Source organism: Bremerella alba (assembly GCF_013618625.1).
Lineage (GTDB): Bacteria > Planctomycetota > Planctomycetia > Pirellulales > Pirellulaceae > Bremerella > Bremerella alba.
This window is the reverse complement of record NZ_JABRWO010000014.1, coordinates 54,566-78,369: the sequence shown is the minus strand read 5'-3', so window position 1 is coordinate 78,369 and position 23,804 is coordinate 54,566. Positions and strand designations below refer to the sequence as shown.

Annotated in this window: 14 protein-coding genes; 7 read left to right on the top strand and 7 right to left on the bottom strand. The window is 53.7% G+C overall.

Translation table 11 applies throughout. The features are described 5' to 3' along the window. Positions 1-32: 32 nt before the first annotated feature. Together HOV93_RS21950 and ychF are read left to right on the top strand one after the other, a co-directional pair. Complete coding sequence (locus tag HOV93_RS21950; RefSeq protein WP_207398698.1) at positions 33-5,960, top strand: hypothetical protein; 5,928 nt, start codon at positions 33-35, stop codon at positions 5,958-5,960. Between the two features lie 199 nt (positions 5,961-6,159). Beyond that, entirely contained in the window at positions 6,160-7,251 is a 1,092-nt protein-coding gene (gene ychF / locus HOV93_RS21945; RefSeq protein WP_207398697.1) for a redox-regulated ATPase YchF, read from the top strand. Here the strand turns inward: ychF and HOV93_RS21940 are convergent. The 3 genes from HOV93_RS21940 to HOV93_RS21930 all read right to left on the bottom strand — a co-directional run bounded on the left by HOV93_RS21940 (position 7,241) and on the right by HOV93_RS21930 (position 11,958). Beyond that, positions 7,241-9,706, bottom strand: a complete 2,466-nt coding sequence (locus HOV93_RS21940) for a transglutaminase TgpA family protein (RefSeq protein WP_207398696.1) — start codon at positions 9,704-9,706, stop codon at positions 7,241-7,243. The genes ychF and HOV93_RS21940 overlap by 11 nt on opposite strands. Continuing rightward, positions 9,703-10,929: a DUF58 domain-containing protein gene (locus HOV93_RS21935; RefSeq protein ID WP_207398695.1), complete on the bottom strand. Its 1,227-nt coding sequence runs from the start codon at positions 10,927-10,929 to the stop codon at positions 9,703-9,705. The genes HOV93_RS21940 and HOV93_RS21935 overlap by 4 nt, the downstream gene beginning before the upstream one ends. Before the next feature lie 87 nt (positions 10,930-11,016). Further along, entirely contained in the window at positions 11,017-11,958 is a 942-nt protein-coding gene (locus HOV93_RS21930; RefSeq protein WP_207398694.1) for an AAA family ATPase, read from the bottom strand. Between the two features lie 500 nt (positions 11,959-12,458). Between HOV93_RS21930 and HOV93_RS21925 the strand changes: the two genes are divergently transcribed. Further along, positions 12,459-13,559 (top strand): GNAT family N-acetyltransferase, encoded by a 1,101-nt coding sequence (locus HOV93_RS21925; protein WP_207398693.1) that lies wholly within the window; start codon positions 12,459-12,461, stop codon positions 13,557-13,559. A gap of 37 nt (positions 13,560-13,596) precedes the next feature. On the opposite strand, the gene HOV93_RS21920 is transcribed toward HOV93_RS21925, so the two are convergent. Continuing rightward, entirely contained in the window at positions 13,597-16,608 is a 3,012-nt protein-coding gene (locus HOV93_RS21920; protein ID WP_207398692.1) for a tetratricopeptide repeat protein, read from the bottom strand. 367 nt (positions 16,609-16,975) lie between these two features. On the opposite strand from HOV93_RS21920, the gene HOV93_RS21915 reads away from it, so the two are divergent. After that, positions 16,976-17,218 (top strand): hypothetical protein, encoded by a 243-nt coding sequence (locus HOV93_RS21915; RefSeq protein ID WP_207398691.1) that lies wholly within the window; start codon positions 16,976-16,978, stop codon positions 17,216-17,218. A gap of 125 nt (positions 17,219-17,343) precedes the next feature. Here HOV93_RS21915 and HOV93_RS21910 read toward each other — a convergent pair whose 3' ends face one another. After that, a complete protein-coding gene (locus tag HOV93_RS21910; RefSeq protein ID WP_207398690.1) occupies positions 17,344-18,351 on the bottom strand; it encodes a hypothetical protein in 1,008 nt (335 codons plus the stop codon). A 217-nt stretch (positions 18,352-18,568) separates the two neighbouring features. Here HOV93_RS21910 and HOV93_RS21905 point away from each other — a divergent pair, with 217 nt between their 5' ends. From HOV93_RS21905 to HOV93_RS26510, 3 genes are all read left to right on the top strand, one after another. After that, entirely contained in the window at positions 18,569-18,808 is a 240-nt protein-coding gene (locus HOV93_RS21905) for a hypothetical protein (protein WP_207398689.1), read from the top strand. A gap of 356 nt (positions 18,809-19,164) precedes the next feature. Beyond that, positions 19,165-20,130, top strand: coding sequence for a transglutaminase-like domain-containing protein (locus HOV93_RS21900; protein WP_207398688.1), 966 nt, complete (start codon positions 19,165-19,167; stop codon positions 20,128-20,130). Further along, the gene (locus HOV93_RS26510; RefSeq protein ID WP_207398687.1) at positions 20,123-21,091 is read left to right on the top strand and encodes a transglutaminase-like domain-containing protein; all 969 of its coding nucleotides are present in this window, start codon (positions 20,123-20,125) and stop codon (positions 21,089-21,091) included. The genes HOV93_RS21900 and HOV93_RS26510 overlap by 8 nt, the downstream gene beginning before the upstream one ends. Here HOV93_RS26510 and HOV93_RS21890 read toward each other — a convergent pair. Further along, positions 21,088-21,594: a peroxiredoxin family protein gene (locus HOV93_RS21890; RefSeq protein WP_207398686.1), complete on the bottom strand. Its 507-nt coding sequence runs from the start codon at positions 21,592-21,594 to the stop codon at positions 21,088-21,090. The two genes, HOV93_RS26510 and HOV93_RS21890, sit on opposite strands and share 4 nt — an antisense overlap. A 166-nt stretch (positions 21,595-21,760) precedes the next feature. Next, on the bottom strand, positions 21,761-23,680 hold the full coding sequence (locus HOV93_RS21885) for a redoxin family protein (protein WP_207398685.1): 1,920 nt from the start codon (positions 23,678-23,680) through the stop codon (positions 21,761-21,763). Between the last annotated feature and the right edge of the window lie 124 nt (positions 23,681-23,804).

The window sequence follows — 23,804 nt, the reverse complement described above, 5'->3', positions numbered from 1 at the left end:
TTTCCACAAGAGCGAGCAAGGATAGAAGACTTATGAAACGCACCCAGAACATGATGAAAACCAAGCAGCCGCGCCGCGGTGCCTTGCTATTGGTGGTTCTTAGCATTCTGGTCCTCTTTGCGATGGTTGGGCTGACGTTTGTGGTGGCGGCGCTGGCCTTCAATACGGGCGCCCAGGCCAACCTGGAACGCGACATCCAGCAAGCTGAAGCGCCCAACGAAGCCGATGCCGTGATGATGCAATTGCTCCGCGGCCCCCGTGCAGGAACCCTCAGCAGCACCCTCGGTCACGATATCCTCCGCGACATGTGGGGCAATCAATCGGTCGTAATTAATGACGATAGCTATCCTTCGACAGACGCAACAACGATCGCGCGTCCGCAAGATTCGGCAGGCACCGACATCAACCAGCTTTGGGAAATTGAAGTTGCCGAGGATGTAGCCGATGATGCGGGGCTATTCCGCGTCGAACAGTACTACACCGGCTCGGTCCTGACGTTCATCTCAGGCGAACTCAAAGGCCAGTCGCATCGAATCCTGCAATACCGTGAAAAATTCGATACCAGTGGAACGCCGGCCGTTGCCCAGGGGGTCGTGTTCGTCATCGACCAAGACCCGATCGTGGCCCGCGAGAACCTGATCGACATCGACGGCGACGGCGGCATCAATCCCAGTGATGGGGATGACTTCGTCGTCAACGATCCCCCTTTCAACGGTACCGGCTATGGCTTCAACCCGGAAGAACCGACTGGCACGAACAAGCGTACCTTGAATCTGCGGGATGTTGACGACGACCCGGTTGCGTTGCTGCCGAATATCTTGGGCAACTTCCCAACCGGTATGGCCAGTGGTTATTCCATTGAAGCGGGCGGTGCCGACGAACCGTACGACGTGGCGGACTATCAAAACATGTTCCTGGCGTTCCTTCCGCAGGAAATCGTTCAAAGCACAACCGCGACGGTGCAGGATAAGACAGAAGCGATTCTTCCCTCGTTTCATCGTCAGGATCTGATCGAGTATTGGTTTGCTCAGCTTGTTGCGGCCGATTCCTCGCTAAGCATGTTGGACGACTTGGACGCCTTCCTAAGAAATCCCAATATTGATACGAGTTCGTGGTCCACGGCTCCTACCAACGCACAAATTACAGCAGTCAAGCAAATTCGCCGGAAGATCATCCTTCGGCCGTTGATCGAAGACCACCCTAACTTTACCGGCAGCAACCCCAACTTTGATATTCTTGCCGCAACACCTGGTGCCCGTTGGGATATCGACAACGACCTGGACGGCGTGAATGACAGTATTTGGATTGATGTAGGCCTACCGCTGAAGACCGATAGTCAGGGGCGTCGCTACAAGCCGCTTGCTGCCATCTTGGTCAAGGACATGGACGGGCTGATCAATCTGAACACGCACGGGTTCTACACCCAGTTCGAGTCCTTCGAGAACGGCACATTTCCACCCACCGGCGCGGCAACGGATGCCGAAACGCTGCTGCCAGCGATGGTTAGCGGATCGGACAGGCACAGCCTGTTTTCACCCTCGTGGGACGCGACCGGCCCGACCGCCCAAGACATGCAACTTGTTTTAGGCAGTGGCTACGGCCCGGCTGAAGTGAGCTTGCGAGGGATCTTCTCTGCTGAGGAAGCATTCGACCTGATCAACTCGCGCTACGCTGGCATGTCAGGCTACTTCTCCAACCCAGGAACTCCTGGCGAGAACGCTATCGATGACGTGCGCAGCCGGATGGATACGCTGGGACTGTTAGGAGACTTCAACACAGCCACCGGGCTTTGGCCGACGGACGTGACTGTGATTCCAAACTTCCTCGTCGACAATCGGTTTGGAACGCCTTCGGATCGCCTCGGCATGGGGCGCACCTATATCGACTACGCCGGCCGCCCACGTTTTCAGCCGGAAGTCCAGGGAAACCGCTTGGGCAAACAGATTCCACCAGCCGGTTTCACGGAACGAACCGACGACCCTTACGAGTCGGACCCACTGCATGGTTATCGATACGACTCGCCGTACTCCTACCAGGAACTCGAGCGGATCGTGCGGTACGAGGAATACGACTCGGGCCAAATCAGTTCCGGCATCAGCCCAGACGCCTACGAAGACCGCTTGTTGAACTTGGCCACGGCCGCATTTACTTCCAATGCCACCCCAGCCGAAGCCGCCACGTCTGCCGCCAATCGCCGCTTGGTCACCACGTCTAGCTTTCAGGTTCCGACCGCCAACCGGGTCGATATCCCCTTCGATCAGCGTAGCGAGGACAGCAGTGGCACGCCGCTCAACATGATGCTTGATCAACGAGCAGATACGGCCCGCCGCCCTGCCCCGACACTCGTGACTTTATTGCAAGAGCGGCTACGCGAGGAAAATAGCTGGGACCCCACCAACGCTAACCACAAATTGCTTTTAAATGAGAAGATCCATCAACTGTTGCCCCCCGAAATCATGCGTGGCGAACCGTTCGATTTGAATCGCATTCTAGAAGCTCCCGCAGATGCGGTGGCCGATAACGTTTTCGATCTGCAGAATGCATCCACAGCTACGATCGCATTCCCCACCAACCCAACCGGCGGCACAACCTCCGATATTTCGTATTCGCAGTTCATCAACGGGATCCCCGGCAGCAACGGCGTGGGAAGCAACTCGCCATCGCTTCCGGCGATTAACACGAACAATCCCACGTCGTACAGCGCCTCGCGTCAGATGATGGCCCGTTACCTATACGTGATGGTGCTTCTGCTGATGGAACCAGACTACGTGCTGCCGATGATTGACACCAGCCTGACGCCAGCGGAACAAGAAGAGTTGACCAAACGTCGCATTGCCCAATGGGCGATCAACGTGGTCGATTTCCGAGATCGTGACGCCGTGATGACCCCGTTTGAATATGACCTCAATCCGTTCACTGACGATGTTGGCGCCGGGAACAACGACCCTTGGAATGTCGATGGCAACTTGGCGACCGAAGAGGATATTTTATTCCGTCGCGTCGTATGGGGAGCCGAAGCACCTGAGTTGATGTTGTCGGAAACGCTGGCTTTCCACGATCGCCGAACCAAGGATACGAAATGGGATCCCGATGGAAAATCGCGTTTCACCACGACCGACCCAGACGAAGACTTGGATCAATATCGTATTCCCCAGGGTTCGCTGTTCATTGAGATGTACAACCCACGCAATATGGCATCGAACAACAGCTACTTCCCACCTGAGTTGTATGATGTAAGCACGGCCACCTTCGGCTTGGCGTTGGATCGGAAAACTTCCGGTGGTGACCCCGTCTGGCGAATTATCATCACGCAGACGGAATTGGAAACCAATGGTGGCACACGCACGAATCTAGTCGACGAGATCGCCACACGTCCCGACACGATCAACTTCCAGCCCCTGGACTCGATTGCCAACGCGAGTGATCCGGCTTCCGACCCAGGCTTTCTGGCAATGGACGGTACTTCCTTGGGCTCGAAAGAAAATTACGACATCGATCGTATCATCTACTTCACCACGCCCCCGGGCGCCCCGGCAGAAAACGAATTCTATTATCCTGGCGCCGCTGCACGCCGGATTGTGCCTGATAGTTATTCCGTAATTGGCCCACGCAAGACGACCTATATCGGCTCGAAGCCAACACCGATGATGGGGATGCCCGATTACAAATCGAACATACCTGGTTCGCAGTCGATCGTCTTATCTGGCGACTCAGAAGGTGTGTATACTTCTACCAATATGATCTCGCCAACAGGTGCGCGAAACGGAGTCAACCAAGACTTTGCCGTGGTTGCCAGCGCCCCCCCCAGCTACGACGACTCTGCCGCAGAAAATGACCCCGATGGCCTGCCAGGCGGCGGAAGTTTCTCGACCATCGGCATCGGCCTGAGTGTCACCGAACCGCTGCGAGACACCTATTATCCAGAACCGACCATTCAGAACGTGGCTCCCAATTTAGATGTAATCGATCTTTACACCGACGGAGACATTGGCGCGGATGCTGCGGTGGATGTCCCTTTCGACACCTCAGAAGTAGGTACTACGCCGGCTGGTCCTTTCCAGTTTCCACTGAGTGCTTCGGCCACGATCGGCCAAACGGGAACCACTCCCCGAAAGAGCAGTAAATCGGCTCCTGATGTTATCAAGGATTACAAGACAGCGATTCTCCAGCGTCTAGCGAATCCTCTATGCGACCATCACGCCACGCTCAATCCGTACATCTCGGTGGATCATCTCGGAATTGACGTGACCGTTTTCAATGGCGAAGACAGCTTTGACGCCGCTGCTGGGCTGGACATGGGCATGGGTTCACCGCCCGCTGAAAATGAATGGGATCCTGATGAGAATAACACCGACCCCCGCGCCTCGAACGAAGTTTACTTCGCTAGTCGCGAAAAGGGACGCCGCGAAGATGATAACCCAGCCAACAACCCTGGCATTGCCGAGCTTGAGGGGGACGCGACAACTCCAAGTTTCTCGAGCGGAAATCACTTTAGCACGATCAAACGCTGGACTTCGGCGATGGTGGGCAATGTTACGGAGTTGATTCCGTCGTTCAACCAAACACCACCCATCCATCCGAGTCCTCTCGACGATGTGCTGGTGACAGACGTCGCCGAAACTGATGAGCACTTCGGACGCAAAGTGGTCCATACGCTGGGATATGTGAATCACAACCTGGGTGCGCAGATAGGAACAGGCGTCGCAGCGATCTACCAACCGAGCCCGAATCCGCTGGAAACCGGTCGTAGGGTTGACCCGTACGACAATAGCACCATGCCGGTCGTCATCAACTGCGAAAACAATCCGTTGGCTTACATCAACTGGCCAAATGCACCTTTCGTCAGTGAGTACGATCTGATGATGGTGCCAACCAGTTCGCCTCAGCGGCTTTTGTTCGAGTACTCGAGGGCTCGCAAAGACAATTCAAACGTGGACATCCCGATGTTTTTTGAATCGGGTTCCACCGATGGTGAAAGCCTGGACGCCAGGTTTGCTCCGTTCGCGAATCTCTTCAACTTCTTCCATTCATCGAGGTCGCAAGATATTAATCCAGCCGATCCTTTGGCCACGAACTTGCCAAGGATGGCGATGCAGATGTCTCGCCTGTTTGACTTCGTGCATGTCCCATCGCGATACAACGGCACGAACAAATGGTTCAATATGTCGCAGTTCAACCCTGATTCGACCGACCTCCGAAAGGACCCGTTGGATAACACGAAAACGACGGATGCCCGTTTGGGTTATATGTTCCCATTCCATCGTCGTTCCGAGTTCCGCGAACCTGGCAAGATCAACTTGAATACGATTCCGACCGAATCGGTCTTCAATTCGATCTTCGATACGAGGTTCTGGCAATCAAACCCGGGTCTAGAATTCGCCACTTGGGCAGAGTTCCAAGAAAGCCGCCAGGGCTATCTGGGAACGACGCATGATACCACCTTCCCTTCGCGTTTCTCCCAACCGTTCCGCCCGGCCGCTGCGGCCGAGATGATGGCAGAGTTGAATGATTCTACAGGTGCAGCTGACCCCAAACTGCAAGTCTCTCCGGTTGAAGCGGGACTGCTGCGATCCAAACCAGGTGCTTCGCCGGTTGAACCGTTGTTTGACCTTCGCTTAACCACCCCTGGCTTGGGCAATGACGAAATGCGGCACTACCGTACGGATGATAACCCGATGCTTCGTTACCAGGCTTACCAACGCCTGGGGAACCTCACCGGGACTCAGTCGAACGTCTTTGCCGTTTGGATCACTATCGGTTACTTCGAGGTGGAACCAGCCACGGTCGATGCCACTCACCCGGATGGTTGGAGCCTGGGACAAGAGCTGGGGAACGATACCGGCGAGATCAATCGTCACCGTGCGTTCTACATCATCGACCGTTCAGTTCCTGTGGGCTACATGCCCGGCGAGGACATGAACGTCGAAGATACGATCATGCTGAAGCGATTTATCGAGTAAGTCGGAGGCACTTTGAGCCCAACTTCTGACCGCAGGAACAGGGCTCAAACGGAAAACCATATGAAGGCGACCGGTCATGACGACTAGTCGCCTTTTTCATTTCGGTTAAAATCACCCGTTTAGTTCCCACGTCAAGCAGGCACTTTCTCGTCGAAGTTGCCTTGAAGAGCGAATCTTTTGCCAAATCAAGCGAGAGTTCATGGAAGCCGGAATCGTCGGGCTGCCGAATGTCGGTAAATCGACCCTATTCAACGCGTTAACCGCTGCAGGCATCGCCAGCGAGAATTACCCTTTCTGCACGATCGAGCCAAACGTGGGGATTGTGTCTGTCCCAGATCCTCGTCTGGACGTGATTCAGCACTACATCAAAACCCAAAAGGTGATTCCGGCGATTTTACGTTTGGTCGATATCGCAGGAATTGTACGAGGCGCTTCCGAAGGGGAAGGTCTGGGCAACAAGTTCCTGTCACATATCCGCGAAGTCGATGCGATTATCCATGTGGTTCGCTGCTTCCAAGAGCCGAACGTCGTGCATGTCGATGGAAGTGTCGACCCAATTCGAGATATCGACACGATCGATACCGAGTTGATGCTGGCCGACCTGCAAACGGTCGAATCGGCGCGCGACAAAGCCGCCAAGACGGCCCGCTCTGGCGACAAAGATGCCAAGGCCAAGGTAGAGATATTAAATCAGTGCCAGGCCTTGCTCGCCGAAGGCAAGCCGCTGCGTTCGGCCGAATGGCACGATCCAGAAATGTATAACATCGTGCGGAATTATGGGCTCCTTACCGCCAAGAGTGTCCTCTACCTGGCCAACGTCGACGAGGACAACCTGACCGGCGAAGGGGAAGTGGTCGAACGCGTTCGAGCACGGGCCGCCGAAGAAGGGGGTGAAGTCGTTCCCGTTTGTGCCAAGATCGAGTCGGAACTGATCGAGCTGGACGAGGACGACCATAAAGAAATGCTGGAAAGTGTCGGCCTGGAAGAACCTGCATTGGCGGTCGTAGCCCGGGCCACCTACAAGCTACTTGGCCTGCAAAGCTACTTCACCGCTGGCGAGAAAGAAGTTCGGGCTTGGACGATTCCGATCGGAGCCACGGCGCCCCAATCGGCTGGTGTGATTCATTCAGACTTCGAACGAGGCTTCATTCGGGCCGAAGTATATTCGCTGGAAGACCTGGAAGCTTTCAAAAGCGAAAAGGCCATACGCGAAGCTGGCAAGCTTCGCGTCGAAGGCAAAGGTTACGTTATGAACGATGGCGACATCTGCCACTTCCTGTTCAACGTTTAGACTTCCGCAGGGCGAGCGTCTGCTGCTCGATCAGCAGCAGATGCTCACTGATGGACTCTTGCTGAGCCGGGGCCAAATCTTTGCCCCCATAGCGAATTTGATAGTACCAATCGGTAAGATCAGATAACGGGGAAACCATTTCGCTGCCAACCCCGCGTGTTTTGCAATCGGCGATGACCGAAGAGATGAACTCGCGTGGGGTGTCTGATTCCTTTCGCTGCCAGCCCGCTTTGGACAGCAGTTTCTCGGCCCGAAAATAGAACCCTGTGCGGTGCGATTTATTCGGGAACCAACGCATGAACAGGCGTTTAATGTTCGTCCAGTAGCGTCGAATGAGAGTCCGTATCAATTCGAATACAACCACGACCATGAGCAGCACCAACATCGTAAAGATCGATGCAAATCCGCTAAACCACTCATCGCTCATGTGAATGCCCATCGCGGCAAGTCTACCCCGAAAAAACGAAGCCCACTGCTCGCGGCTTACCCATCCTTCAAACGGTTTGACCAGATTGTCGGTCAGTGGTTTGTAGATGTCCTTCTCTTGACGTTCGCTATTCATGCTGACCACGTAGTCACGCCAGGCCAATTCGACATAGTCGAACCAATCGAGGAAGGTATCGAAGATAGTACCGCTATCCTTCCTGTTCGGCGAAGGACGCGAGGCAGGCGTCGGGTCTAGTCGCATCCATGCCCCGTGGGGATAATTTTCTTTGGCGACCCCAACAGGAAGATTCTCTGGGCTCAAAAAGCACTCGACCCACGCGTGGGCATGTTTCTGTTTGACCGCGTAGTAACCGCCGACCGAATTGAACTCGCCCCCCTTATAGCCCACCACGACCCGAGAGGGAATCTTTTGGGCACGTAGCATGATTGCCAAAGCGCTGGCGAAAAACTCGCAATGGCCAGTTCGGTGATTGACCACGAAATCTTCGATTGGATCTAACCGGGTATTCTTCATATGCACCGGCACATGTAACGAATAGGTATAGTTACCATCCAATACGAAGTGCCGCTCCATCCGCTGGGCAATCGCAAACTGGGTTGGCTTTTCGTTGCCGTTTCCAGGAATATCCGCGGCCAATTCTGCGGCAGTTTCGGTCAAACCATGAAAGAGTGTATCGGCAAACTCTTTATCAAGCGGAACCTGTGTTAAATCGTTATTGACGTAATGATAGAACTGGCGATCGTCGAGCGGATGTCGGCATGGAATCAAATCCCCATCTGCCCCAAAAGGATTCCAAGGAACCAGCATCTCGTATTGATCTGGTTGGCGAACCTGGGCTTGTGCGTCGGTCGCCATCGAGACAATACCGAGCGTTTGATTGTCCACCAGATCGCGAGCGGTGTTCAGTGATGAGTACGCCGGGTAGATGCTAAAGAGCAACACGCCTTCGTTGGTCCGATCGAAGTGAATCGACTGGTTCGTGGCTACCTGCTGACGAACCAAATTCGTCTTCAAGGGAGGAGGCTTGAGTTCGCTAACCCGATAGTTTTTCAGGTTGCCAACAATCCACGTCTTGCTGTTGGGAAAATAGGTACTTAAAGACGTACCACGGAAGTATGGCTCGTACTCTGTATCGATAACCGTTTCGGTGTTAATGTCGGACAGTCTGACCCGCATCACAAATCGATCGCTCTGCAGGATGCGTCCCATGTCGTTTAACGAGATCTGGTCCTTGAATCCTGTGGTGGCGCCAAACTCACCACCAAACGACTGCGATAATTGTCCCTGATCGAAACGCGGGAAGCAGTAAAACAAAACAACCGTCGCACAAAGCGTGAAAAAGCCCATCTTCAAGACTTGGACAAACATCTTTCCGCTAGAAAAGACCGATGCCAAGTTGCCAGGCAGTTGCCCCGACAGCGTAATCATGGGCGTGGAAACAACGGTTGAATCATTCGATTCCGCGGGCTTCTTCGTCCAAAAGGAAAACAACGGGCGGTTTTCGACGGCATCATGTGCCGCTTTGAGTTCGGGATCGACTCGCAATGTTTCGCGATAGACAAAGAATAAGCAGAGCGTCGTTAACGCTGTGAACATATAGGGAATCAGCATTAGACCGAAAGTGACCCCAAAATCCAGCGCAGCAGCCACCACCACTTGAAGCAGACTCAATACGGCTAGATGCCAATAAACGCGGGTAGTCTTCGGCTGGAATAGTAAAACAACTTGCAAATAGATGAGCAATTTGGCGATGGCAATTAGCTTGGAACTGTCATCGTCCCAAAAATCGAAAAAGGAAAACACGACCGCGACCAAGGCAGCGAAGTTTGCCAGGTTTCGATTCAGCGTAATCCAACCCTTGATATCGGTCAGGTAAACCGACAAGAACGCCCCGATCGTCGCTAACAATGGCAGCGAGGAGTTTCCGCCTTGTCCAAAAGCGAGAAACAGGGAACCCAGGGCCGCCAACAGGGCAACGCTTATCTGGAGAAGCCGCTCGACTTTCATAACAAGCTCTCCGTTTTCTTGATATTTCGCAGCGATGGCATATGGAAGAATTTTTCGTCATCGCCGCGTCCCGCTGAGACCGTCTTCACTCGGCCCAATTCACTACGCAGTTTTGCATCATTCCAGACGGCAGCAAAGACTTCCGTATCCGATAGGTCGGTCTTGCGAGTGGTAAGCAGCACAACCCTTGCCCCTGGCCTGGAGGTCTGCAGGCAGTTTGCCATCGTGGTGCCGATATCAAGCTCGCTTGTGGGTACCAGGACCGCCAAATCGTGCATCGCCTGAACGACGAATGCTTGAGAGACATTCCCAACGATGCTCTCGGTCGTTTCTCCACAACTAATCAGTTGAAGCTGACAACCTCCGACTAATGCCAATTCGCGAACAGCCGTAGCAGCCATACTGATGACGCGTTCGGCACGGTCCTTGTCTTCATCGGTTGGCGTATCGGGAATCCACGCATCGACAACTAACACAAAGTCCTGCTGGTTTTGCTTTTCAAATTGGCGCACCACCAGTTCTCCCTGCTTGGCACTGCTGCGCCAATGGATCCACTGTTTGGGGTCACCGTTTCGCCACTCTCGTAGGCCGTAAAAGTCTCCTTCTAGCAAACCATGCTGGCGACGGGACGAGGCGAAGCCTGATTTCTCCTGCTGGATCATCCTGCGCCAGGCAGGCGTCATTAGTCCTAGCCGAGGCATAACCACAATCGTGGTGACCAATGTGTCGATTCGCGTACTTCGCATTAGCCCAAGTGGAAACGCGGTTGTCGCCGAAAGGGGACCTAGTTGGTACTTACCCCGTTTGCGAATGACCGCCTTGTACGAAATAGCCGCTTCATCTTTGTTGCTGATCTTGGCAAAGAAGACATCCACATCCTGGGCAGGCTCAGGGTCATACCCTTCAACTTGGATGAGCTTGTCTTCGATAACGACCGCATAGGTAACGTGTCGACCGGCATTCATCGCCGTAAGTTCGACAAAAAATGGTTCATCGCACGAAATAAGCGAAGGAACCCGTCGCGAGAATTTCAAATTCCGAAGACTGCTGGTGACCACCCATAGATTGAATAGCAACGGACCTAACAGCATGCAGGCCAGGATCATGAGCAACTGAATGTTACTACGTACGATCGCCCCCGCAAGGATGAAGATAAAGACGAGAAAATAGTAGGTCCCCTCCTGCGTAATGGAGACTCCACGCAAGCGAAACCATGAAAACATCCTCGAACCGGCCTCCGACATAAGCCTGCTGCTTAGTCCTTTCGGTATGAAACCCTTTTGCCGTAGATATCAACGGCACAAACGTTTCTACACAGGTATCGAAATTTCATCCACAATCCGGCCGACCATCGATTCGACCGCTTCTCGCTGCCCCGCATGAAGAAATCCTTTGGGGATCACTCGGTGGGCCAGCACAGATACCGCAAGATGCTTTACGTCGTCAGGAACAACGAAATCGCGACCTTCCAGCAAGGCCTGGCTCTGAGCAGCGCGAAACAGACTGAGTCCAGCCCGGGTGCTCGCCCCAACCTCTAAATCATCACTCGTTCGCGTGCCATCGACGATGTCCAGCAAATACTCGCTGATGGGCTCGCTCACTTCGATCTTTCGCACCGAATCTTGCAACTGGGCAATCTGATCACACGTCACTACCGGCGATAAGTCTTGAACCGGTTCACCAATGCGATGCGTTTCCAAAATTGTGCGTTCGGCGGCACGGTCCGGGTACCCCATCGAGATCCGCATCAAGAAGCGATCTAACTGGCTTTCAGGAAGTGGATAAGTTCCCTCGAATTCAAAGGGATTCTGCGTGGCGATCACCATGAACGGAGGTGGCAGGTTGTGCGTTTCGCCATCGACCGAAACTTGATGGTCGCTCATTGCTTCTAACAACGCACTTTGCGTTCGCGGGGAAGAACGATTGATTTCATCCGCGATCACAATATTTGAGAATATCGGCCCAGGGTGGAATACAAACTCGTTCGTCTTCGAATTGAAGATACTTGAGCCGACGATATCACTCGGTAAAAGATCTGGCGTGAATTGCAAGCGACAGAAATGGCCAGATAAGCTGCGAGCCAGCGCCTTACCTACTAAGGTCTTCCCCACGCCTGGCACGTCCTCTAGCAGAATGTGCTCGCCCGCGAGTAATGCCACCAGGCATTTTCTTACGACCTTGGGTTTCCCCACCACAACTTGATTGATATTCGCTTCCAACTCGGATACGAGGCTTAAGAGCTCGGCTGGCATTCAACATCCCTTGCGCGTGCTGATCTTCACTTAAAATTCATCGGTGTGCTTCGTGGTAGGCGCACCCGGCGAACGCTGATGCGGCATCAATTTGGTACCACAGGTCACCATTCGTCTGAGCTGCCACATTATAGCGAAACGATGCGGATTAGTAGTGTTCCAAGACTCGTTTCGCGCGGAGAGTCTGCGAAAAGATTCTCAGGACAGCGCGCAATACTTAATGCAACCCCGCAAAGTTTCAAAGGTTACTATCGTGCGCAATATCAGAAGCTATCTCTCTACCGGCATCTTTCCAGGGATGTTGCCGTTGCGAAACAGCGTTGCTTTTCTGAAACATTCCCCTAGTTTTTGTCTTACAAGCACTCGTCGCCGTAAGACTTATCTTGCCAGTAGGTTAGGCAGATTTCTGGCAGTAACTGGAAACCTCCCCCCAGGCGTGGCATCAACATTGCAAGTGATTTCCCAGGGTCCTTGTTACTGCATCAACCTGGGAACAAACCATGTCGGAAGTAATCGAAGTCAACGAAATCGAAGATTTGCGGGGCTATGCTTTCTTCTGGAATCGCCTGTTCGCTAAGACCCCGCAAGCGACGTTCTTTCAAACCCTGCCCTGGCTAGAAACTTATTGGAAGTTTTTTGGTCACGGCAAAAAGTTGCGAGTACTACTGGTTCAGGTAGACTGCGAAATCAAGGGGATCCTGCCGCTTATCGAACAGACCGAGCGGACCAAAGCAGGGCCTGTACGTATCCTCACCTATCCACTTGATGGCTGGGGACCTTTCTATGGCCCCATTGGTAGTGACCAGACCGCTACGCTGTACGCAGCCATGCAGTACTTGCAAGCGACACCGCGCACGTGGGATTTGCTTGACCTGCGTTTTATCGACCCGACTGTCGACCGAGGCCGAATCTTCAACACCATGCGCTGCCATGGCATGTCTCCTAAGGTATTGCCCTGGAATCCATCGTATGCAATCGAACTTCCAGATGATTTTGAAGAGTTCGTTTCAACGCGCAGTTCCAAGTTCCGTGCGAATATTCGTCGCACACTTCGCAGAGCAGACGAAGCAGGGGTCGAGAGTATTCGATTTCGGCCAACGACTTGCCCGACCGATAACGCTGAGCCTAATTTTGCCCTTTACGACGAGTGCGTATTACTTGCACGGCGAACTTGGCAAGCGTGCAGTACTACCGGAACGACGATCTCTCATCCAGAATCTGCCGCCTACTTTCGAGAGTGCTTTGTACAAGCTTCACGTCTCGGAATGATCGATATCATGACCTTGCGTCATGAAGATCGCATGATTGCGTTCAGCTACAACCTCCATCATCAAGGCAATCTGCTAGGTATGCGGATGGGATACGAGCGAGATAGCAAAAAGCTCACCCCAGGAACTGTGATGCTGGCGCACCAGATTCGCGATTCGATCCATCGCGGCGACAAGATCATTGACCTCGGGCCAGAACACTTCGAGATCAAGTCACGCTGGATCAATCGAACGTTAGAGTCACAGCGGATCTGCCATTACTCTAGGCTATCGCTCTCTGCCAATGTTCTGAGAATGGGACACTGGTGGAAATACCATCGAAGTGCTGCCTGATGCCTCAGAACATTGGGTTTCACTACATCGAAAGCAGCTACTGCATTTCTTTTTTTGGGTTGATGCCGGTATCGATCAGCATCATATCGGCCCAGAAGTAAGGGTGGTCTAGCGTCTGCGGGATGGCTGCTCCACTACCCTTGAGACGAGGCTCCTTATTCGGATCAAGCGGAAGGTCTCGGACCTCCGCCATTGTCTCTTGCCAAGCCGTACTTGCTGGCATGTCGGCGATGCGTCTGGCGATTCCCTCGACGGTTGCCATGCTGGCGGAACCGGCAGAATGCCAACGACTGAGGACGACCGTTTCGGAACCGGTCGCCATAAGCCCCAAGGCAGTCAGGAAGATATCGCCGCCGGTTGTATTCCCTTTCAACGCGTCCTCAGCACCGCTATGGAACCCGGGAAGGTAGATGACTTCTGGTCCACCTAAAGGAGATCGCAACCACGCGGCAAGCTCGCTACCTGACTTACTTCGATCGGCTTGCGCCGGTGACCAGTTCCAGATATCGCCTCGATTGGCATCTTCACTGTCATCAATCACGACCATTTGATCCCAGACCTTGGCCAACATACTTGTCGCTCCTACCGGTGGACGGTCGATCTTGCTAGGAGCCGTGAAGGCATCCTTCAACTGGTCGTACTGCTCAAGAGTAATGTCAGACTCGTCCGAGTTGAACAAACGCCCTACGATAATCGCCGTATTTTGTGGTCGCGGCCGAGCATCCTTTTGCGGCACCGCCAAGCTGGCCGTCGGAGCATATCGGATCGGAATGACCTCCGAAACCGGCACCGTGTGCCCTGCCCCAAGACCGTCGTCGGTATGCAATGCTTCAAAGGGGACGTACCACAACACATCGTCCGGAACAATTACCAATTCGGAATAGGTATTCCAAAAACCGGGCTTCAAGGCCGGAATGAACCGTTTGAGCAGTTCGGCCGAGGTCGTTTTCCATTCGGTTTCGGCCAGGTCTTTCGCTTGAACCGGGGCATCACGTTTGATCAAACCTATCTGCTTAAGCAGGTCCCCAATCTGCCCTTTAATCTCTCGTGGATTGTCGAGCGTCCAGTGCACATAGTCTTTCTTAGTAAACAAAAACGCATGCACGCTACGAGTCGTTGAGAAGAATGTCAGCACGAGTTGAGTGTCATCCAACTTCTCGCGAATCTCGGCAGTCGGCTTCAAAGGTGGAAACAGAAACTGACTTGGCGTCCGTCTCAGTGCGATGGCACCTAACAAAACTTCGTAGCCATCGGAAACGTTCTGCAATTTCTCGACGAGATCGCGTTGTTTCACATACGCGTCTTTATCCTCGGGTTGCAAGTCAATTTGTAGTAACTCACCCTTGAGGCGATTGGCTTCGTCTTGAAATGTTTTCAGTTCAGGATACTTGGCCAGCAAATCTTGCCGTTGCAATTTACCTTTGGTATCGAGTGAGGCATCCGGAGATTCAAGCACCCAGCGAAGCGCCAGTAAACGTCCACCTAAGGGAAGCGTGGCGAAGAACCTCATGCGTCGGATACGATCTGCCAACTCCAAAGCTAACTCTGGTTGCTTACGCATGACGGCCGTGTTAAACCAATTCTCCATCGCCGTCGCATTGGGGGTCAGCAGGACCGTAAGCGTCTCAAACGGCTCTGAGATCCAGTCGGCATCGGTGGGCTCTCGAAGGAGTTCATCGTAAAGAAGTTGGGCAGATCGCTCGGTGATCGTATTCGATACAAAAAGCTGGTTGGTCATTTCGGTTTGGTAAACACGTGTCGAAGCAGACCGGTTCGCAGCAACAGCCGAGGTAAAGTTACTGGCACCAGCGGCAGCATTACCTCCTTGAAAGGCCAGCAGCGACGAGAGGTATCCATAACGAATGCCCACGCGTCCTTTGCTCATCGAACGGCGGTTCATGGCCCGCCTGGCATCCTCCAAAGCACCATTGGCACCTGGCAGGTTGCCCATATACGAGTTGGCCTCGGCGAGTGCCAAATTCAACTTGGCCCGTAGAGCATCGAGCTTACGAAGTTCCTTCCAGTTCCCGATCGCCAGTAGGCCCTGCGGCATTTGGCCCGCCTTGGTGATCATGCTAACCTTCGCCAGACCATCCAGGGCGTCTTCGATTTGCTGAAACTGCTGAAACGCCGCTGCCGAGTAAGTTGCTTCCAAAAAGTACGTTTGCGCTGCCGGGAAGTCTTGCTGCTCGAGGGCGATTCGTCCTAACTGTAAAAGCGCCAATGAAGTCAGATCGTGATCATATTGGCCGGCTGTCGTTAGACTTCGCTGGAGAGTTTGGACGGCTTCATCGCTCTTTCCAGCAGCCGCCAAAGCCAAACCGTGCTGCACATCAACCCATGCTCCGGTCCAATGGTTTGGCGGGGCCGGGCGACGCTGCAACACACCCACGACTTGCCCTGTTAGCCCATCGTATTGGCTGATGGGACCCAGGATCTCTTGTCGACGGTAGATCGCCAAAGCAATACATCGCGCGATCTCACTAGCTCGAACTGGCATGATTCGGCCGGGCGAAAGTACTCCGCCACCACGAGCGGCCGCCTGGTTCTGGGCGTCGGTTTGTCCCTGAAAAGTGGGAAGCGAATTGGGATAATCGCCGATCAGTGTATTTCGACCCGACTTTCCCCAAGTCACATTATTCCGCAGGTCATTACTGACAGGCCCAATGGGCCCCAAACTTTCGGGATTAATCCGCAGCATCCAGTTAGAGTGCTGCACGAATAGAAGCAGCGCGGTGGTGTAATTCTCGAGTGCCTGGGCATTGTTACCCATTTGAAAATGGCATTCGCCGAGCATGGTTGCGTAACAGATAGAGTCAATCCAACGCCCTTCCGTAGATCGAACCCCCGCACGTCCAGCGGCATTGAACACTTCTCCCGCCTGCTCGTAATCTCCCTGATAGAAAGGAATAAAGCCGGCGTAGTAGGCATCACTAGGGACGACGGAGCCTCTCCCTCGATTTTGAGCCCAGGCCTCGACGGGTGTCACGAGACCGGCAATGGTAGCGAGGATGAGCGCGAAGATTATACGGCTGCTAGCCAATGACATCGGCAAGCTCCTTGGGAATTGCGTCAACGGTGGTGTTAACGCCATTGTACCCCCCACATGCAAACGTTTCACAAAAAAAGACACAAACGCTAGGCACCAGACAGCGAAAATGGTTGCGTAACAGAAACCCAACCGGACTATTGTGCTATCACAATGGAGTTAATTTGCACCGAATAAACCGATTTGGATGCCTGTACGGGTTTTTCTCTTTTTTGATGCAAAGTTTCACCCTCGAAGGGTCGATATCGAATGTAACGACTTTACGCAATTTATGCGTTGTTCATTCACGCGACCCTTACAGCCCGCGGCGAAATTTGGATAGTGGTTCAGGACGAACCTGTCGCCGACCTGGTGGAGACTTCCAAGGATGGAAACCAAACGCACCTGGATTCAGACCACGTTGTACTCCGGTCTCGGATGTCTTGCTCTGCTGGCCGGTACCGGTTGCCAAGTGGATGTCGGTGGACAGACACTGCCCAGCCCTTACTACATGAGCGACGACGTTCAGTACTATTCCGAAGGACCGGAATTCAAGCTGCAACGTGAATCGGATGCCATGGAAGCCTACAAGGCCGAACAAGAAGCTCTGGAAGGCGACTACGACTACTAAGTCGTTTCCATTGCACAGCAAACAACACGGAGCACCGCGTTGCATTCACCCAGCAGCGCGGTGTTTTGCTGCGCGCTTGCCTGGTTCGCGTTCAACCCCTGAACTAAATCCAGGCACTTCCGCGGCTAGACGTCACGCCATTGCAAATAATCGCGAGCGCGTTCCATCAAACAGAACGCCCGAACTACGTTATCCCAGCTATGTTCTTTTCCCAGGATATTGGCCGCGTTGACCTGTTCGACCTGATGCCGTTGATCATGCGTCAAACTGAATCCGATGGATCCTGCCGACTTATCCCCTTTGCGCTGGGTGGCCAGGCGGTAAAAACGCAGAATCTTGTCCGCACTGTTGTAAGCACTGTACATGCGATCGATCACATCAAGAGCCTGACCATTGCGTCCACTTGGATAGATCGCCGAATAGGTCACGCCCGAGGAAAACATCGCCACGCGATAACCGTGCTCGTTCGTTTCATGCGGTGGAAGAGACCGTCCGCGCAGCGATCCACCGGCCATCAGGTGGCACGCCCCCGTTACCACACGCGATCCCAAACTGAACGCCGAGATCGAAACTTGCTCTTGGGTTGGCAGGGTCATTAGATACGACGCTAGGTAGTAGGCATCGTCGTCCGCACGCACCGCATGCTCTCGAACCGTTTGCAGCGGCTTGGCTTCTTCCTGAGTCGGCCACGACCACATGACGTGTCGGATTTTCTGATCCATCGAAAGGTTCCGCGTCACTTCGTGGTACATTTCCCACCCGCGACGTTCGGCCCAATAGGTATTCATCCAGTTGCCGTGGACGTAAACGCTTGTTAGTCCGCCAGGCGATGGCATCTGAGTGAAGGTCTCCCAGTCGATCGAAACCCAACCTTCGCCAGGCAAATACTGCGAGACCTGGATTTTCTCGATGGGCAATTCCCACCCGCAACCGCCAGGCAGACAACGGGTCGAGACAAGAAAGATCTCGTCGCCAGGGCGAGGCGCTTTACACGCGTAGCCGCTCGGGTAGCCATCGAGAGTCTCACGAAATCCGGTCGATTCAGCAGACACGTTCGCGCTGAATACCAACATTAAGATGGCAACAAACAGACCAGAACGAACTGAGCAGGTGGGCAAAGCGTATGCGTTCATCAAAGTTGCTGGTTTGGGGGGAGTTTGGCGGTCACGCAATCCATCGCCGTAACTCTACCATCTAAAAGACGCGGTGTGATGCTTTTTTTCAACAATCAATGTTGCAGGAATTTCTCATGTTGAAGTTGCACATCGTTATTTGTGGGGTAGTGTTTGGCAGCCAAACCTGTACTTAGTTCATTTCCCCAGTCGCAACGTTCCCATGAGGAGAACTCCCATGAAGCGCTTTACGCTATTACTGACGTGCGTGGCATTACTCGCCGCGACCGCCGGTTGCCGCTGCGGGGGTAATTTATTCGGCGGTCAATCGAGCAACAGTGGTTGCTGCGGACCTGTTGAATCAGTCGGCCCTGCGGTAACCACCTACGATCCAACCATCTCGTACGAAGGCTCGTACAACGAAGGTTCATCCATGATCGTATCGCCGGAATCCATTTTGCCGGCCCCTGCCCGCTAAACGATTCACCTTGATGTTCCATCAAGGGACCCACAGTCAATTAGCCGCCTCAGTGTCGAGTCAAACTCGATAGTGAGGCGGCTTTTTTTGTTGGCTAACGTTCTTTTCGGATCGAATGCCACTTGATTCCCGGCTTGTTTGTTGAAGTCCGCTTAATCCGCACGACTGCCACAACAGTTGCCGCTCTTAGAACTCCCAAACGATTAGGCAACTCTCCGGAATCCGTTCCCCAGATTACTCCGCCACGTCCTGTCTGACTAAGATAGAGTAGAGAGCGGTGGGAAAAGGAATGCTTGCCTGACGGTTCTCATGGAAGAGACGAACCCCTTTCGATCTTCCAACCTCACCAGAGTTTCATGCTCAGATCATCCTTTGCCCTGCTCATTCTAAGTGTCCTTTGCCCTCAAACGGCATGGGCCCAGTTCGATAACGTCCAGCCGGATGAAGCCAAGTCCGCAACGGTCTTAGGTAGTTCGAAAACCACCAAGTACCAGGTCGGCGTTAAAATCGAAGCGGTCGGCGGTCCTTGTGGCGGACTGACGGCAACCATCCCGGTACCAGCCGATTGGCCAGAACAAACGGTACGTCTAGCCGATGAACAGATTTCACCCGAAATTGGGCGAGTCGGTTATCGCCTGGTCGAGGGAACCGTGAAAGAGATGATGATCACCGTTCCACGCGTTAACCCTGGCCAAACGGCTGTCGCGTTAATCACGGTTGAAGTTGAACGGCGCTCGGCCGCACCCCCCGAAGACACTTCAGGCTTGAAGATTCCCAAAAGGCTTCCCTTAGCCATGCGACGTTACTTGGGGTCGAGCCCATACATCGAGTCACGCCACGGTGAGATCCGCCGACAGGCCAACGACATCGTGGAAGACATCGAATCCGATTGGGAGAAGGTCGAGGCGATCTATGATTGGGTTCGAGAGAATATCACCTATACCTCAATGAAGCCGACCAACGCCGTCACCGCACTGCGTGACAAGAAAGGGGACTTCGAGGATGTCACCGGTGTATTCATCGCTCTTTGCCGTGCCGCGGATGTTCCTGCTCGCACGGTATGGATCCCAAGTTCCAGCTATGCCGAGTTTTACCTGGAAGACGAAGAGGGGGAAGGCCATTGGTATCCTTGCCGGGTCGCCGGCGATCGTGCGTTTGGCGAAATGCCAGACCATCCGGTGATCGTACAAAAGGGGGATAACTTCCGTATTCCTGGCCGTAAGGATGCAGTGCGATTTGTGAATGAAAGACTAAGCGGCAAAGCTATTCGTGGTGGAGGAAAACCAAAGGTCGAATTCGTCCGCGAGGTGCTCGGTGGCTAAGTGTCTCTTACATGCGGCAGTGCTTGTCCTGGCGATTTGCCCGAACGCGTGGGGCCAGTTTGGAGCGATCGAAACGCCTCCGACAAAGCTGACCGACGGCGAATCCTATGAGACCGGATTCACGCTGCAGGTCTCTGGACCGGCACTGGGTGTCACAGCGACGTTTCCCGTTCCCTCGAATTGGGAAGATCAACAAGTTGAACTTGTCCATCAAGAGATCCACCCTGCCGGGGCAAATTTACGATTCGTCGATCTCGATGGCACACGTCAGGCTCGCGTCGATTTACCTCGCTTGCTGGCTAGAGATACGGCTAAGGTATTGCTCCGGTTTCAAGTGCACCGGCAAGGCGTAGCGCCGCCAAGTGAGCCTGAGCAACTGACGCTACCAGCGAGCAAAGATCTTGATCGCGATCAACGCAAGTACCTACTTCCCAGCCCTTTTATCGAGAGCCGGGACGCGAAGATCACCAACGCAACTAGTTCTTTGGCGATTCCCGATGCCACGCCATGGGAGCAAGTGAAAGCGTATTACGACTTTGTGCACCAGAATGTGACTTACGAAAATGGTCCCATGATGGGAGCGGTCGCTGCGTTGGATAAAGGCCGTGGGGATTGCGAAGAAATGACAACCTTATTTGTTGCCCTCTGTCGTGCTGGTGAGGTTCCAGCGAGAACCGTCTGGGTTCCTGGCCACTGCTATCCTGAATTTCTAACCAAGACCAAAGACGGCACCGATCGCTGGGTAGCCGTCGAAATGACCGGCAACTTTGAATACGGACAATCGCCAGAGAAACGACCCATCCTCCAAAAGGGAGACAACTTCCGCATTCCAGGAAGCCGTCGACCCCAGCACTATGTCAAGCAAGAGCTGGCCATTCGTGACTACAAGGGGAACACGCCCCCGGTAGTCACCTGGATGCCGCCACCCGGGAAAGAGCCACCCCGAGCGGACACGAACTAGTTCTTCTTAAGGCTCTCGATGATAAGATCACTCATCGCACGTTTCTTCTTAGTCCCATCCAAGACGGCAGCGATCTTGCCTTCTTCATCGATCACGTAGGTATCGAAACCTTCAGGGCTATAATCGCCGGTCTTCTCGGCTTCCAAATCCAACGCAAACGGCATGGTTGCATTGGTGCGTTCGCGGATCGTCTTAAGCCCATCCGAACCGGTTGCTTCTTCGCGCCAGACGATCAGCAGTTCAGCGCCGTGATCTTTGATCGCGTCGTAGTTTTTCTGCAAGTCGACAACTTGCTTCATGCAGAACGGGCACCAGTTAGCGCGGTTGAACGAGAGGACCAGCTTCTTTCCTTTGAAATCAGTCAAGTTCACCGTGTCGGCCCCTTCACCTTTCAAGGAAAATTCGGGCGCCTTGTCCCCGACTTTCAACTCGGCAGCCATGATGGGTGAAGCCAAGACTGCGATGGCTAGAATACTTAGACCGGTAATCCACTTGGTGAACATGGAAGACTCTCCTGTGGGTGAGAATGTTAATGGGCAACTTTCATTATAGAGTTACCCCTTTGTCGTGTGCGAACGGTGTTCTATCTCACCCCCAAATAAAAAAACCACGGATTAACATGATCCGTGGCCTTTGATAACCGATTTTTACTTAACGTCCCTGGGCAGCTTAGCGGACGACCTTCAAGCTCACGTCGCTGTCAGCAGTTGCCGGAACCTGTTGGGGGGGCTGCACTTGGCCACGATTAGCCGGAGCAGTAGCTCCCGGAACTTGCTGCATGGCGCCTACCGTTGGACTAGATAGGGTCCCGACGCCTCCGGCCCCTTGGTTCAGGACACTTTGTAGCAACTCTTCCAAACGTTCTCCTCGTGGGTTGATTTCCACGACGGTTCCATCTGGACCAACAAAGACCAGAAACGGTAAGGCCTCGATGCCGCAGCGTTGGGCATTAGGGTCTTTGAAGCCGGCGTTATCAGGATCTGCACTGACCACCGTCGGCCAAGGCAAGGCATTGCTTTGAAAGAAGGCACTTCGCGCACGTGGGTCGTCGTCCAGGTTAACACTAACCACTTCAAAGCCTTTGGCGCGGTACTTCTGATAGACCTGCTTGATGCCTTCCATCTCTTCCAGGCAAATCGGACACCAGGTAGCCCAGAAGTCGACCAGCACCCACTTCCCTTTGTACTGGCTCCAATCGAAAGGTGTGCCGTTCAAGTTGTTGCCTTCGACAACAAACGGCTTGGCGATCAAACCGGTGCGTTTTTCTGCATTAGCAACCGAGATCTTGACCGATTCAACGACCTGCGGATCCGGGTGATTGCCGTAGAACTCAAGCATCAAGTTGGCCAATTTCCGTGCAACTTGCATCTTCCGGTAATCTTCCATCTGCATTTCGATGGTCGACAGCATCTGGAGCGGCTCGAGGTCTTCCTTCGGCTTGGTCGCGATCCAGGTCCGAATCGCTGCGACTAGTTGATCCTCGGCGGCTTCATCGCCGTTCGCGGCGGCCATCATCGTACCGAGAATCTTGTACTGCATGATCATGTCGTCCAATTCAGCAGTACGAGCAGCCAGCTTTTCGTCCTTAGTCCCGGCGAAGGAATTCTTCATCATGGTCAAGATCGACACCGCTTCATTGGTATGCCCCATACGAGCAAATACGGTCGCTGCGTTCTCTGCGACACCAAAGTGCATGACGTCGGCATTGGGGTCTTCGATGATGTATCGAGAGTCTTCCAACACAGGCTGAAACAGCGAAGGCTCGCCGGCAGCAAACTGAGCTAACATCTGCTCGAACAGGAACAAGCGAGCAAAACGAGAGACTTCCGGATCTTTCGCTTGCGAGATGTTCTGAGCGAATTGAATACGTTCCTGACGAATCTGCTCTGCCTGATTCGGAAGGATCTGTATCAGCATTTCGTAGGCATTAAATTTAAACTGAACCGCGTTGCGACGTTCTTCGGAATTAGCTTCTTGGCTGGACAACAGCTTATCGGAAGCCGTAATTACGTTGGAGTAAATCTGGGTCGCAAACTGACGAAGTTCCTGCGGCGTGGCGTTATCTGGAAACGGGACGGCCGTCAGATTGTTCATGTAGGTCAATAGTTCCGTGGCCGTTCCATCGGGCACGTTGTTCAGATCCATTTCCGCCGCCAATTCGGCTGCGGTAAGCGGTGGAGGAAGTTCTGGCTGACCAGCGGCTTGGTTCGCACCGGCATTAATTTGCATGTCCGCAGCACCTTCTGTTGGTGCGGCTGCGACCTGGGGGGTATTCCGCGGAGCGTTACTCGCTGGTGCCTGCTGGGTAGAAGTCAACTGAGCAGGAGTCGACGGCTGTGATGGAGCCTGCGGGTGCCCCGGATCGGCCGTAGCAGGATTTGTCGCAGCTTCTACAGAATTCGAAGCCGTAACTTCAACCGACGGTTGTTGGGCCGGAGTCGAAGCGGGGGCAGATGGACTACCCGATTGTTCAATACTCACCGCTGGTGGATTCGCTTCACCGCCGCCGCAACCGGCCAAAGTCAGCCCAGCAGAAGCCGCAAATAGCGCGGACCAGCAACTTTTGTTCAGCAAAACTCGAACTCGCATGGAACACTTCCTGATGAAATTTCTCGGATCCTTTCCGATTGCCCACGGAAAGTCGCGGCGGGATTGTAGAACAATCGCCAATTGGACACAGCGCCGATTTCAGAGGATTCTGCTGGCACTACCC